The sequence below is a fragment of the Arthrobacter sp. UYEF3 genome (genome assembly GCF_040546245.1).
Lineage (GTDB): Bacteria > Actinomycetota > Actinomycetes > Actinomycetales > Micrococcaceae > Arthrobacter.
This window is the reverse complement of the sequence record NZ_JBEPNK010000035.1, coordinates 18,767-31,492: the sequence shown is the minus strand read 5'-3', so window position 1 is coordinate 31,492 and position 12,726 is coordinate 18,767. Positions and strand designations below refer to the sequence as shown.

Below are 12,726 nucleotides of genomic sequence, written 5' to 3'. Positions count from 1 at the left end.
ATGGGTTCTAGACAAGCTCCATTTTCCTTGAAAAGACGGGCATTCTCGGTTTAAATCGCCGTCGGCGCCCCGATCAACATCGGTGGATCAAGGCTAAGGGTGCCTGCACTATCGGGTGATTTTTCGGCTCCACCTTGGAGGCTTTCTTGAGCATTTCAGACCTGATGGACGACGCCGATCCCAGCATCCTCAGGCGCTGCTTTCCCGCACGCACAACGTCGGTTGGAGGAGAACAGGTTCTACGGGTTCGCCGTCAAGTACGCGCTTTAGGAGTTGCATCGCAGTCCGTCCGATTTTCAGCATCGGGGAGCGGACCGAGGACAACGGGATAGGGAGCTCCGAGGCCACCGAGGTGTCATTGAAGCCCACGACCGCCACATCACGGCCGACGGTGAGACCATGGGATCTCAACGCCCCCATGCAGCCAATCGCGGCAAAGTCGTTGACTGCGAAAATGGCGGTTGGATAGTGGTTGCGGCCCGCCAGTATGGTCTCGGCTGCAACCCGTCCTCCGGCCGTATCGAACCGGGACCACACCACGGCTTCCTGGGAAATCTTGCCTCCCAGGGATTGCCACCGGTCCACGAAACCGGCTGTCCTGTCAACGGCCGTGCTGGCGTACGGTTCGCCCGCGATCACGGCGACGTTCCTGTGACCATTGCTCCACAGGTGGTCGGCCGCCAGCTGGCCGCCGAGAACATCGTCGCAGGTGGCCGAGGGATAGCCGGGAACGCGGCGATTCATCAGCACGAATGGAACCTTGCGCGCCGTCAGTTCCCGCAAATGACTGCCGTCCAAATGGGCGTCTCCGATGATGAGCCCGTCCACCCTGCGGGCCAGCATGGTGTCCGTTTTTCGGCGTTGTTCCTCTGGGTCATCCCGGGAGTTCATGACGAACGTGGAATATCCGAGCTCCGCTGCCGCCTCGTCGATGCCCTCGTACATGACGGCTAGGACGAGGTCCGAAAGCCGAGGAACGATCACGCCCGTCAGGCGGGTCCGCCGCGTCCGTAGGCCGGCGGCCTGGGGGTTGGGGGAGTAGCCCCGTTTCCGCGCCAGCTCCCGTACTCGTTCGGCTGTCGCCACGGAGGCGGCCCCGCGCGCCACGTCGGAGCCCGAGTGCAGGATCCGGGACACGGTCGACGGGTGGATGCCGAGCTCGTTGGCGAGGTCCTTCAGTGTGACTGTGCGGCCATCGACCGTGAATTCTTTCATGCGTTCCCCTGCTGCGGCTCAAGAAATCGTCCCACCTAGACTGCCCGATTGCGGGCGGCCCTCCCACCCCAAGCCCCTTGACGTGTCCCATCTCACATCTTATAGTCATTTCAGTCCCTTACCCAATCGATTGGGTTGGGGTTTGCACGCGGCAGGTCGGCCATTGTTCTACGCGGCCGAGACATCAGGCGCCCACCGCCGGGGTAAGGAACCCTCTCGGGCAAACGGCGCCTACATCCTATCGATCCGAGAACCCAATCGTTTGGGTAGGAAATTGGGTCAGGATCCAGGACTAACGGAGTGGAAATGACCGTCACAGATTCGGGCAGCGCCTACGTGGTGCTGCTGGCCACAGGGGGAACCATTTCCTCCCGCGGTTCCGAGGCCGGAGGGGGCGCGGTGGCGTCGGACACGGGAGAGCAGGTGTTCGCCAGCATCGGCGTGCCCGCCGCCCATCCGGTCCGCGTGGTCGACGTCCTCCGGAAGGGTTCGTACCTGCTGACAGTCGACGACATGATCGCCATCTGCGCCAGGGTCCGCGACGCCCTCTCCGACCCGCAGGTCCTCGGTGTCGTGATCACCCACGGCACGGACACGATGGAGGAGACCGCCTATCTGGCGGAGCTTACCCATGACGATCCCCGCCCTGTCGTCTTCACCGGGGCGCAGCACGCGGCCGATTCCCCGACCCCCGATGGTCCCGGGAATCTTGCCAGGGCAATCGCCGTCGCCGGGTCCCCGGAGTCCAGGGGGCAGGGGGTGCTGCTGGCGTTTGCCGGGACCATTTTCCCAGCCGCCGGAGTGCGGAAGTGCCACACGACGAGGCTCAATGCCTTCGCCAATCCGGATTTCGGAACGGCCGGAGCCGTGAGCGAATCCGGCGAGGTCAGCATGAAGCCTGCAGGGCCCGTCATTGCTTCGTTGCCATTGCCGGGCAGCGGTGCCGGTTCGTCGCGCGTTGACCTCGTTCCTGTCTACCCCGGCGCGGATGCCACCCTTCTGCGGGCCTCCCGTCAAGCGGGGGCGGCGGGGATAGTTCTCCAGGGGACTGGGACGGGCAACGCCAACCGCGAGATCTGCCGGGAGGTCGCAGAGGCCACCGCGTCCGGGATCGTGGTGGTGACGAGCACGCGGGTTGAGGCCGGCGCCGTCGTTCCCGTATACGGCGACGGCGGTGGCGGCGACTTGCGTGCGGCGGGCGCCATATCCTCCGGGCTGCTCCGGCCGTCCCAATCGCTGATCCTCCTGAGCCTGCTGCTCAGGCTCGGCACTCCCGCGTCCCGTATCGCGGAAACTTTCGCCCTCCGAGGCGGCCCGGGACGCGGGACGTCCCCGAGCCAGAAGCTCCCAAAAATGACCTCACAAAAAGAGCAGTGAAAGGTGGAACTCATGACCAAGGACATCCAAGTGGCGTTCGGCGTCGACGTGGACGCCGTCGCCGGAATGCTCGGCTCCTACGGAGGCGAAGACTCCCCCTGTGATATCTCCCGCGGCCTGTTCAGCGGGGAAGTCGGCGGCCCGCGCCTTATCCGCCTCTTTGAGAAGTACGGGCTTCCCGCCACCTGGTTCGTACCGGGGCACTCGATCGAGACCTTCCCGGACCTGGTCCGGATGATCGTGGGCGCAGGGCACGAGATCGGTGTGCATGGCTACTCCCACGAGAATCCGATCGCCATGACCCGCGAGCAGGAGACCGCCATCCTGGACCGGTCGATTGAACTCATCGAAAAGGTTTCCGGCCGCCGCCCCACCGGCTATGTGGCTCCCTGGTGGGAATTTTCCCCGGTTACCAACGAGATCCTCCTGGAACGCGGGATTAAGTACGACCACTCCCTGATGCACCGTGACTTTGAGCCCTACTACGTCCGGGTCGGCGACAGCTGGAAAAAGATCGACTACACCAAGGACGCCGAAACCTGGATGGAGCCGCTGGTCCGCGGGCAGGAAACCGACCTGGTCGAGATTCCGGCTAACTGGTACCTGGACGACCTGCCTCCGATGATGTTCATCAAGGCCTCGCCGAACTCGCATGGCTTTGTCAGCCCCCGCGACATTGAACAGATGTGGCGCGATCAGTTCGACTGGGTCTACCGGGAAATGGACCAGGCAGCCTTCACCATGACCATCCATCCGGATGTTTCGGGCCGCCCCCAGGTCCTGCTCATGCTCGAACGCCTGATCGAACATATCAACTCCCACGAGGGCGTCAGCTGGCTCACGTTCGACCAGATCGCCGACTCCTTCCTCGCTCGCAGCCCCCGAAAGGAAAACCAGTCATGACCATCCAGCAACAGAGTGGCGTCGATCTGTCGACGCCGGCCCTCGATGAGAAACGCCGTTTCCCGGTCTTCTCCAAGCGCCACACCACCACCGCCACCGTGCTTGCCCTGTTCGCCTGGACCGTGGCCGTTTTCGACTACGGGCTTTTCGGCACCCTGCTGCCGGCCATGCAGGAGGAGTTCGGTTGGAGCGCACCCGAGGCCTACGCGATCAATACCTGGATCGCCGTCGGCACGGCGATCGTGTGCTTCGGCATCGGCCCTGTCATTGACCGGCTCGGCCGCCGCAAGGGCATGATGGTCACCGTCGGCGGCACCGCCGTTATCTCCGGACTGACGGCCCTGATCCCGACCGGCATCCCGCTCCTCAGCAACGGCCTCCTGGTCCTGGTCCGTTCCTTCGGGGGACTCGGCTTTTCGGAGCAGGCAGTCAACGCCACCTACATGAACGAGGTCTATCAGGTCACCGAAGTCGCGGACAAGCGTAAGCGCCCCGGCTTCCACTACTCCTTCATCCAAGGCGGCTGGCCGCTCGGGTTCCTGCTCGCCAGTGCACTTGCCCTTGCCTTCCTCCCGTCCCTTGGCTGGCGGGGCCTGTACCTAATGGCCACCGTTCCGGCAGCCGTCATTGTGTGGGTCATCTCCCGGAAACTCAAGGAGACCCCGCAGTTCGAGCTGCACCACAAGCTGACCCAGCTTGAGAAGAGCGGCGAGTCCGCCGAAGCCCACTCCCTGGCCCACGCTTACGGCGTCGAACACTCTTCCGCGGCCCCGCTCAAGCGTATCTGGGAACCGCACCTGCGCCGGAACACAATCGTCTTTTCGCTGGCCTGGATCTTCAACTTCTTCGGCATCATGATCTTCAGCATCCTCGGCAGCTCCGTCCTGAAAAACGCCAAGGGTGTGGAACTCTCGGATGCTTTCTGGATGCTGATTGTTATCAACCTGCTCGCCTACTTCGGCTACGTCTTCCACGGCTGGCTCGGCGACAAGATCGGCCGCAAGCGGACCATCATCGGCGGCTGGATCCTCTCCGGCATCTCCTTCACCATCATGCTCAGCCCCATCGCCACGAGCCCGTTTATGATCATCCTGACCTACGGCGCTGGCCTGTTCTTCCTCGTCGGACCCTACGCCGCGATCCAGTACTTCATGGCAGAGTGCTACCCCGTCAGTTGCCGCGCCACCGGTACCGCGTTTATTGGAGCCATGAGCCAGCCCGGCGTCATCCTCGGCGGGGCACTCTTCACCGCGGTCGCCGCCGGAGCCGGCACCGGCCCCGCCGCCCTGTGGGTCGGCGCCACCGGAACACTCTTCTCCGGCCTGCTGATGATCGCAGCCAAGCCGCCGGCGGAGGCCCTGCTGGAGGACCACCCGCAGGAAGTCCAAGCATGACGCCGGGCGTAAAGGTCGCCGTGATCACCGGAGCTGCCAGTGGCATTGGACGGGCCCTCGCGGTCCATTACGCCCACCGAGGGGTGCGCTCGGTCATCGGCACCTTCCCCGGCGATCCCCATGATCCGGAAGAAACCCTTCGGCAGGTGCGGGACGCCGGCGGCCAGGGGGTCGTCCACGAAGTCGATGTCCGCAGTACCCCCTCCGTGGACGCGTTCGCCGAACGCGCAGTCCAGGAGTACGGCCGGCTGGATTTCGCGGTGGCAAACGCCGGAATTCTGCGTAATTCGCCACTGGGCGAGATGACCGACGAGCGCTGGGAGGACATGCTCGACGTCGACCTCACGGGTGTGCTGCGGACCCTGCGTGCCGGGTCCGCAAGGATGACCGACGGCGGGGCGATGGTGGCGGTGTCCTCAATTGCCGGAGGGGTCTATGGGTGGGAAGAACACGCCCACTACGCGGCTGCCAAAGCGGGCGTGCTCGGGCTCGTACGCAGCGTGGCCGCCGAGCTGGGGCCGCGCGGCATCCGCGCCAACGCCGTCATCCCCGGTCTGATCGAGACGCCGCAGTCCCTGGATCCGGTGAACTCGCTCGGCCCTGACGGGCTGCAGCGCGCCGGGCGCGATATCCCCTGGGGACGCGTCGGCCGGGCCGAGGAGGTCGCCAGCGTGATCGGCTTCCTGACCTCCGATGGCGCCGTCTACGTCACCGGCCAGTCGCTGGTCGTCGACGGCGGCCTCACCATCAAGATGCGTGCCTGAGAAGCCTGGAAGGAAGAATGGATAACACTGACACCTCCCGTTACTCGTCGGGCCGGGCTGTGGTGGTTACGGGCGGAGCTAGCGGCATCGGCAAAGCCATAGCTGAAGCCTTCAGCGCCAACGGCGACAGAGTGGCAGTCCTGGACCGATCCGGCGTGGCGGGAACAATCGCCGTTGACGTCTCGGATGAAGCGAGCGTGAAGGCGGCCTTTGTCGCTGCACGGGCGCAGCTTGGCAACATCAATATTCTGGTGAACAGTGCGGGCCTGCTGACCGAATCGAGGCTGGAAGACATGACACTGGCCATGTGGAACGAAACCGTCTCCGTTGACCTGACGGGCGTCTTCCTCTGCTGCCGGGAGGTGGTGGGGGACATGCGGCGGCAGAAGTGGGGCCGCATCATCAACATCGCCTCCCAGCTGGCCATCAAGGGCGGAACCGGGCTCAGCCACTACAGCGCCGCCAAAGCCGGGGTGGTGGGACTGACCAAGGCCCTGGCCCTTGAAGTCGCCGGAGACAACGTGCTGGTCAACAGCATCGCGCCTGGGCCGATAGAAACGCCCCTGGTTGAGGGCATTTCGGAGGAGTGGAAAACCGCCAAGCGAGCCGAACTCCCGTTGCTCAGGTTCGGGCGGCCGGCCGAGGTAGCCCCCACGGCCTTGCTCCTGGCCAGCGATCCGGGCGGCAACCTGTATGTCGGTCAGACGCTGGGTCCAAATTCCGGCGACGTTATGCCGTAGAAGGGACGATCACATGTGTGGTGCCTGCGGGCGAACCGTGGTGCCCGATCCCCTCCTGGGTCCGGTAAGAACGCTGCGGCAACACCTGATCGTCGCCCAGACGGTCAACGAAATCTGCCGGAACTGGGCGGGGGTCCCGAAGGTGGCCGCCACCAGCGGAGGCTGGCTGGTGTCACGACCGACTGGAGCCATCGAAACCGTCTCGACGGTGGAAACGCTTTGGATGTCGGTGCTGCGGGGCAACCCAGCCGCGTGGTCCCCGGACCTTCGGGGCTTCCTGGCTTACCAGCCGGCAAGGGTGGCAGAGGACATCTCTGGGCGCGTCCTGGCACTCGGGCAACGCCTGGCGCATGAACTTGCCACGCTCACGCCCGCCGGACCGGGCACGCCCGCAAGTCGGCTGCATGACAATGGCTCCGCCCCATCCAACGACTGACCTGCGGCGATGCCTGCCCTGAGGGGCGCGTCCGCGGGCTACGATGGACCCAACCAGTCGAATTTCGTCGTTGCCAAGGCCTCGTGCCGCGGGGCCGCCGTGTAGCATCATCGGCAGGTTTCCGAACGGCTGGGTTAAAACGATTGGGTAGTCAGATGGCGGCTGGGGCAGCAGCGAAAAACAACGTGCAGGTGTACGGGCCGGAGGGGGGACCGGCCCTGGTGTTCGCCCACGGCTTCGGCACCGACCAGACCATGTGGGGCAGGATCCTGCCATGGTTCACCGACCGGTACCGGGTGGTCCTGCTTGATCATGTGGGATCCGGAGGCTCCGACAAGTCAGCCTACGAGTCGGCCGCCTATGCCAGGCTTGAGACCTACGTTGACGACCTGCTGGAGGTCTGCGCGGAACTCGACATGGCAGACGCCACCCTGATCGGCCACAGCGTCGGCGCCATGATGGCGGTCAGCGCCGCCGCCCGGGACCAGGGCCGCCGGCTCGGCCGCTTGGTGCTGCTCACGGCGTCGCCCAGCTACGTTGACCATCCCGAGGACGGCTACGTCGGCGGGTTCAGCCGGCAGGATCTCGACGACGTCTTCGAATCCCTGGACGCCAACTATCTCGTCTGGGCCGAGGCGATGGCGCCGGTCTACATGAATACCCCGCACGTGCCCGAACTCGAGCATGAAATCCAAGGCAGCTTCGGCCGGATCAGCCCCCGCGTCGCCCGCGACTTTGCCCGGGTGGCGTTCCTGTCCGATGTGCGGCACCTGCTCTCCGACGTCACTCAACCCGTGCTGGTCCTGCAAAGCACCGACGACGTCGTCACCCCGGACCATGTGGGCACCTACCTGCACCAGAAGCTCCCGGCCGGCACCCTGGTCCGGCTCGCGGCCACCGGCCACTTCCCGCAAAGCAGCGCCCCGGAGGAAACCGCCAACGCCATCCTCGAATACCTCAAGCAGCTGTGAGCCGCGCGACCACCGGCACCCTCGACTGCGCGCAGCTCTTCCACCAGGCGCCGGCCGGCTACGTCGTGGCCGGTCCGGACGGAACCATCCTCGCCGCGAACGCCACGATCTGCGCCTGGGCCGGGGCCGACGCCGGGGCGCTTGACGGTATGCGCCTGCTGGACCTCATGCCAGCCGGCGACCGGCTCATGTTCCGCACCCATGCCGCGCCGAAGCTGGAACGTGATGGCCACCTCGCCGAACTCTCGGTCGAGCTGCTGGGACGGGACGGGCAGCGCCGTCCCGTGTTGCTCTCCGTCACCCGCAGCTGGGACGGCACGGAACCGCGGGACCTGATGATCTTCTTTGCCGCCCCTGAGCGGCGGCGCTACGACCGCGAACTGGCCGCCGCTTACCGGCAGCTCGAGGACGCCGAAGCGGAACGCACCCGGCTGCTGCGGGAAGCCCGCCACCGGGCACTCCATGACCCGCTGACCGGCCTGCCGAACCGGCGGCAGCTCCAGGAGAGCTTGCTGGCCGCACTGGCCGGCGCCGCTGGACAGCGGCACCGGGTTGGCCTGCTGTTCTGCGATGTCAATAACTTCAAGCAGGTCAACGACACCCTCGGCCACGACGCCGGGGACCAGGTCCTGACGGAGGTGGCGCGGATGCTGGCAGGGGCTGTGCGCGGAGCGGACACCGTCACGCGCATGAGCGGGGACGAGTTCGTCGTCCTGATTCCCTGGCTGGAGTACCAGGAGGAACTGGACGGGCTGGCAGGGAGAGTCCGGGACAGTGTCGCCGGCGACAGTATCGTCTCGGGCACCGGGCTCCGGCTGGGAATCTCCGTAGGCCGGGCGGAGACGGCCGTTCCGGCGGATTCCGATGTGGCCGACCACCGGGAACTGGCCAAGGCCCTCCTGATCGCCGCCGATCAGGACATGTACCGGGTAAAGGCCGAAATGCGAGGCGCTCAGCCGGTCGGCGCGTTAGCCCGCCTCCGGTAAGCCCCTCTACCCGGAGAGCGGGAACGACGACGGCGGGAAGCTCCCGCCGTCGTCGGTGTTGCTGGTGCCGCGGCTGCTAGGCGGCGGCCGAATCCAGGTTGGCCGGGCCGTTGTTCAGGCTCAGCGTGAAGGTGTTTGGGCCGCTGGCGTGCACCGCGATGTTGGACTTCGCGGTGTTGTGCCGGACCGAGAGGTCGTGGACCAGGGCGTCCAGCTCGTAGTGCATCGTGGAGCGGTCCCAGAGCTTGTGGGTGACAGCGTTGGCAGATTCAAACGTCATTGTTTAGGTTCCTTCATGGTTCCGGTGTCCGGCAGAGGGGCGTCGATGCCACTTCCTGCCTTTTTATGATGCACAGCGCCGGGCGGAGCGCTCAAGCCAGATGGCAATTATTGCGGGTGAGTCTCATCACAAGCCGCGTTTCGGCGGCATGGCGATTCAGGCGTCGATGGTGACGACGGCGCGTCCCCGCTGGAGTCCTCCACTGAGTACGAGCGTCTGTGGTGCTCGTGGCGGGCGGCGCGGCAGGAGGCGGCCACGCAGGACCAGGTCGCAGCAGAAGTCATGCAGCCCGTCGGAGCGGTCTTGCCCAGTTCAGGCCGGTGGACGGAAGCGGGCCCGGATCGGGCCGTACCGGGCCCGCAGCGGAGCGCTGCTTCCGTCAGGAGCCCGCAGCCGAATCCTTCAGATTGCCAGCCTGGACACGGGCGCCATGGTGAGCTTGCTGATGGCGACGGCGGTTGCCACGGACTTGCCAAGGCATCCGCGATGGCGCTGTCTCGATCTGGTTCACGGCCGGGACCGTCTCGTTGGGGTCGATGAGGTCGACAAGGTGGGCCGGGTAGTCTGGCACCATGACCAGCCCCGGTGACATTGCCGCCACCCTGACAGGCGTGGGGCTGTTGGTGCTGCTGACCATCGGGGTGCTGGCGTTGTACCGGGTGCCCCGGCGGTTCGCGCCCGCAGGGGCCATCCTCCGCGGAACCATGCAACTGGCAGCGATCAGCCTGATCCTCAGCGGCATCATCACCAACCCGTTCTGGGTTGCCGTCGCGTTGCTGGTGATGTTCTCCGTAGCCTCGGCCACAGCCAGCCGGCGCCTCGGCAAGGACTGGCAAAGCTTTGGACATGTCAGTACGGCGATGGCAGCGGGCGTCCTGGTGACACTGGCGATAGTTTTTGCCAGCGGGGCCGTGGAATTGACCCCCCGCTACGCCCTGGCCCTCGGCGGAATCGTCATCGGCAACGCCATGAGTATTGCGACGCTGGCCGGCCGGCACTTCAACGAAACGGCCTCCTCCCGGTGGGAGGAGGTGGAGGGATGGCTGGCGCTGGGGGCAACTCCCCGGCAGTCCACCGCCGAACTGGCGCGGGGCGCCGTTCGGTCCGCTCTGATTCCCTCCACGGACCAGACCAGGACGACCGGATTGGTCACCCTGCCGGGCGCCTTCGTGGGTGCGATTTTCGGCGGAATCTCGCCGATCGCCGCCGGAATGTTCCAGATTGTGGTGCTGGCGTCCATCATGGCGGCCGGCTCGATCACTGCGGTAGTGGTGGTCAGATTCCTGGCACCGTTGCGCACCCGGCCGGTTCCGCTGAGTTAGCGTGGCTGTCCAGCTCCTCTGCCGGCAGCGGACGCGAAATAAGGTAGCCCTGGGCTGTGTCACAGCCCAGTTTGCGCAGAATGGCCAGCTGGGCGTCCCGTTCGACCCCCTCGGCCGTCGTCCTGAGGCCCATCGCCTTGGCCGCATCAACCAGGGTGCGCAGCTGCTCAGCGGCGGATCGGAGGTTCACGACGGCGGCGGTTTCGGTGATCTCGATGTTGAGCAACGACGTCGGCACACCGTGCCGCAGCAGGGCCGACTGGAGATCCCGGACCAAGCTTCCTGGCCGGGGCGCAGGCCTGGTTCATGACACATCGTCCGATCGCGTGGATGTCGCCCGATTGTTCGGCGAGGTGAATAAATTCGTCGGAACACACTGTCCCGAGTCCCGCATCTTCCCACCGCAGCAAGGCCTCCACTCCAGGGCAGGCGCCGGTGGCGATGTCCATCAGGGGTTGGTAGTGCAGGCTGAAGCCATCGCTGGAGAGGCCATGGGGGAGCCGGCGGCGGATGAGGGCCTGGCGGACGGCATCGCCGGCCCGGTGTCCGAAGGTGTCGTTGGTGACCTTGAAGTCGTCCAGATCCACGTACAGGATGGCGGTCCCAGCTGCGTCGTGGCTGCCCATCAGGTACGGACCGCGCTCTTCGAGGTGTCTTCTGTTTGCCAGGCCGGTCAGTGGGTCGTACAGCGCGGCGTGACGGAACACGTCGGATAATCCCTCAAAGCGGCCGCGTCGCCCCGGGTATTGAGCGCCCTGCCGTAGCCCAGGCGTCCTGTCATCTGGTCATCCAGCTGGTCCCGGGTCAGCAAGGACACTAATCCGTCAATGTCCACAACGACGGCCCGCAGCGTCCGGTCCTCCCGAAAGAGGGTCCCGATCTCACGCGGGGGTGTCTTGCCGGGCACAACGAACGCGCATTGCCCTAGGTCGCCGAGGGTCGGCGCCGAGGGGCGCGAGGGCCGGCCGGGTTTGCCGGGGTCAGTGGTCGCCGCTTCTGAGTACCCCGGAGCTGTGAACAGATCATGAAGTCGCGGCCGTTGTTGCGGACCGGCCATGGGTTAGCTACGGGGCAACGGGACAAGTTTTTCGCCGCGGTCTCTCAGGGCGGCCAGCGCACGTACAAGGCCCGGAGTGGTGCCGCCCGACGGGTGGTTGCCGTGGACGATGACGATGTCTCCCGCCCGTGCCCGGGAAATCTCTTGGGTGACCGTGGCTGCAGGGAAGGTGGCTCCGCCGTCGCCGTTGATGCTGAACCCGACGGGAATCAGCCCCAGGGCGCGGACAATCCCGGCCGAGACCTCGTCGAGGTGGGCAGTTCCGGGTCTGAAGAAGTGGGCTCGCTGGCCGGTCAGCTCGATAAGGCGGGCGTCGTTAGTCATGATCTCGTCGAATACCTCACCGGGGTTTCTGGTGCCCGGGATGCCATAGGCGCCGTTGCCGCTGACGGAAAGCGGGATGTGGGCGGTGCCGTGGTTGGCGAGTTCGAAGAGCGGCTCGCTGGCCAACTCCTTGGCCAAGGCCAGGTTGGCCGCGATCCATCTCGAATTCATGAACAAGGTTGCAGCAAGGTGCTGCTGCCGCAGGAGCGTCAGGAGCGCAAGATCCGCAGAATTCCCGCTGGGGCCACCGCAGAAATCAATGGTCAGGGCCACGCCGGAGGCCCCCGCCGGCAGCCGGGTCAACACACCGGGGGCCTCGACGCCCCAGTATTTGGCTTTGCGCCCGCCATACGTAGCAGTTACTTGGTCCCGGGTCGGCAGGGCCTGTGGCGGTGCAGCCTGTGGCTGCGCGGCGTGACCAGCTGGGAGCGCAGAGGCAGGGGCGGTGACGGCCGCGGCATCCAGTGATGGTGCGGTCTCTTGCTGGTCGGGAGAACAGCCAGCCAGTGCCGTGACGGCTGCGGCCATAAGGAAGGACCGCCGGTCCGGGGTCCATGCCACAGGGAAGTTTCCGATCCATCCGGGTTAGTGCAGATCCGGCTCCATGGGCGCGATGCCCGGCCTTCTGTACATTGACAATTGTAGGGTATTGCCCGCAGGCGGAACTGCGCCGCAGATGGGCTGATCAGCCGGAGAAACGCGCCCTGGCGGCATGCTCAACGAGAATTGGGACGAAGTCCCGGATCCGGCCACCGTTCAACGACTCGTGTTCCTCCCGCACTGCCTCTTCAATGCTCGAACGTGAGACTTCCGGAAACCGTTCGGCCAGCCGGTCGACCACCGACCCGATTGCCTTCAACTCATCGTCCCTGTTCACCCCACCAATGTTGCGCCCGTCGCTACGGCCGGTCAAGGAGTGGGCGCGCCCCTGCGCGCAGGCTCGGCGTCGCCGGGCGA

The 12,726-nt window shown here is 65.7% G+C and carries 15 protein-coding genes; 9 read left to right on the top strand and 6 right to left on the bottom strand.

What is annotated here, in order from left to right:
- Positions 1-189: 189 nt before the first annotated feature.
- A complete protein-coding gene (locus ABIB14_RS17420) occupies positions 190-1,215 on the bottom strand; it encodes a LacI family DNA-binding transcriptional regulator (RefSeq protein WP_354237169.1) in 1,026 nt (341 codons plus the stop codon).
- A gap of 306 nt (positions 1,216-1,521) precedes the next feature.
- Here ABIB14_RS17420 and ABIB14_RS17415 point away from each other — a divergent pair, with 306 nt between their 5' ends.
- The 8 genes from ABIB14_RS17415 (at position 1,522) to ABIB14_RS17380 (ending at position 8,786) form a co-directional block, all read left to right on the top strand.
- Positions 1,522-2,592 carry an asparaginase gene (locus ABIB14_RS17415; RefSeq protein ID WP_354237168.1) on the top strand — a complete coding sequence of 357 codons (1,071 nt, stop codon included), beginning with the start codon at positions 1,522-1,524 and terminating at the stop codon, positions 2,590-2,592.
- A gap of 12 nt (positions 2,593-2,604) precedes the next feature.
- Positions 2,605-3,495: a polysaccharide deacetylase family protein gene (locus tag ABIB14_RS17410; protein WP_354237167.1), complete on the top strand. Its 891-nt coding sequence runs from the start codon at positions 2,605-2,607 to the stop codon at positions 3,493-3,495.
- Positions 3,492-4,889 (top strand): MFS transporter, encoded by a 1,398-nt coding sequence (locus ABIB14_RS17405; protein ID WP_354237166.1) that lies wholly within the window; start codon positions 3,492-3,494, stop codon positions 4,887-4,889. Before ABIB14_RS17410 ends, ABIB14_RS17405 begins: the two co-directional genes overlap by 4 nt.
- Positions 4,886-5,653: an SDR family NAD(P)-dependent oxidoreductase gene (locus ABIB14_RS17400; protein WP_354237165.1), complete on the top strand. Its 768-nt coding sequence runs from the start codon at positions 4,886-4,888 to the stop codon at positions 5,651-5,653. The genes ABIB14_RS17405 and ABIB14_RS17400 overlap by 4 nt, the downstream gene beginning before the upstream one ends.
- A gap of 17 nt (positions 5,654-5,670) precedes the next feature.
- On the top strand, positions 5,671-6,393 hold the full coding sequence (locus ABIB14_RS17395) for an SDR family NAD(P)-dependent oxidoreductase (protein ID WP_354237164.1): 723 nt from the start codon (positions 5,671-5,673) through the stop codon (positions 6,391-6,393).
- A gap of 40 nt (positions 6,394-6,433) precedes the next feature.
- On the top strand, positions 6,434-6,829 hold the full coding sequence (locus tag ABIB14_RS17390; RefSeq protein ID WP_354237163.1) for a hypothetical protein: 396 nt from the start codon (positions 6,434-6,436) through the stop codon (positions 6,827-6,829).
- Between the two features lie 155 nt (positions 6,830-6,984).
- Positions 6,985-7,800 (top strand): alpha/beta fold hydrolase, encoded by an 816-nt coding sequence (locus tag ABIB14_RS17385; RefSeq protein ID WP_354237162.1) that lies wholly within the window; start codon positions 6,985-6,987, stop codon positions 7,798-7,800.
- Positions 7,797-8,786 (top strand): diguanylate cyclase, encoded by a 990-nt coding sequence (locus tag ABIB14_RS17380; protein ID WP_354237161.1) that lies wholly within the window; start codon positions 7,797-7,799, stop codon positions 8,784-8,786. Before ABIB14_RS17385 ends, ABIB14_RS17380 begins: the two co-directional genes overlap by 4 nt.
- A gap of 76 nt (positions 8,787-8,862) precedes the next feature.
- Here ABIB14_RS17380 and ABIB14_RS17375 read toward each other — a convergent pair whose 3' ends face one another.
- Positions 8,863-9,066 (bottom strand): hypothetical protein, encoded by a 204-nt coding sequence (locus ABIB14_RS17375; RefSeq protein ID WP_354237160.1) that lies wholly within the window; start codon positions 9,064-9,066, stop codon positions 8,863-8,865.
- A 572-nt stretch (positions 9,067-9,638) separates the two neighbouring features.
- Here ABIB14_RS17375 and ABIB14_RS17370 point away from each other — a divergent pair.
- On the top strand, positions 9,639-10,388 hold the full coding sequence (locus tag ABIB14_RS17370) for an ABC transporter permease (RefSeq protein WP_354237159.1): 750 nt from the start codon (positions 9,639-9,641) through the stop codon (positions 10,386-10,388).
- Here ABIB14_RS17370 and ABIB14_RS17365 read toward each other — a convergent pair.
- The 4 genes from ABIB14_RS17365 to ABIB14_RS17350 form a co-directional block, all read right to left on the bottom strand.
- Complete coding sequence (locus ABIB14_RS17365) at positions 10,342-10,665, bottom strand: EAL domain-containing protein (RefSeq protein WP_354237158.1); 324 nt, start codon at positions 10,663-10,665, stop codon at positions 10,342-10,344. The genes ABIB14_RS17370 and ABIB14_RS17365 overlap by 47 nt on opposite strands.
- The gene (locus ABIB14_RS17360) at positions 10,556-11,095 is read right to left on the bottom strand and encodes an EAL domain-containing protein (RefSeq protein WP_354237157.1); all 540 of its coding nucleotides are present in this window, start codon (positions 11,093-11,095) and stop codon (positions 10,556-10,558) included. The genes ABIB14_RS17365 and ABIB14_RS17360 overlap by 110 nt, the downstream gene beginning before the upstream one ends.
- 353 nt (positions 11,096-11,448) lie before the next feature.
- Positions 11,449-12,330: a polysaccharide deacetylase family protein gene (locus tag ABIB14_RS17355; RefSeq protein WP_354237156.1), complete on the bottom strand. Its 882-nt coding sequence runs from the start codon at positions 12,328-12,330 to the stop codon at positions 11,449-11,451.
- A gap of 124 nt (positions 12,331-12,454) precedes the next feature.
- Positions 12,455-12,646 (bottom strand): three-helix bundle dimerization domain-containing protein, encoded by a 192-nt coding sequence (locus ABIB14_RS17350; RefSeq protein ID WP_354237155.1) that lies wholly within the window; start codon positions 12,644-12,646, stop codon positions 12,455-12,457.
- Positions 12,647-12,726: the final 80 nt, after the last annotated feature.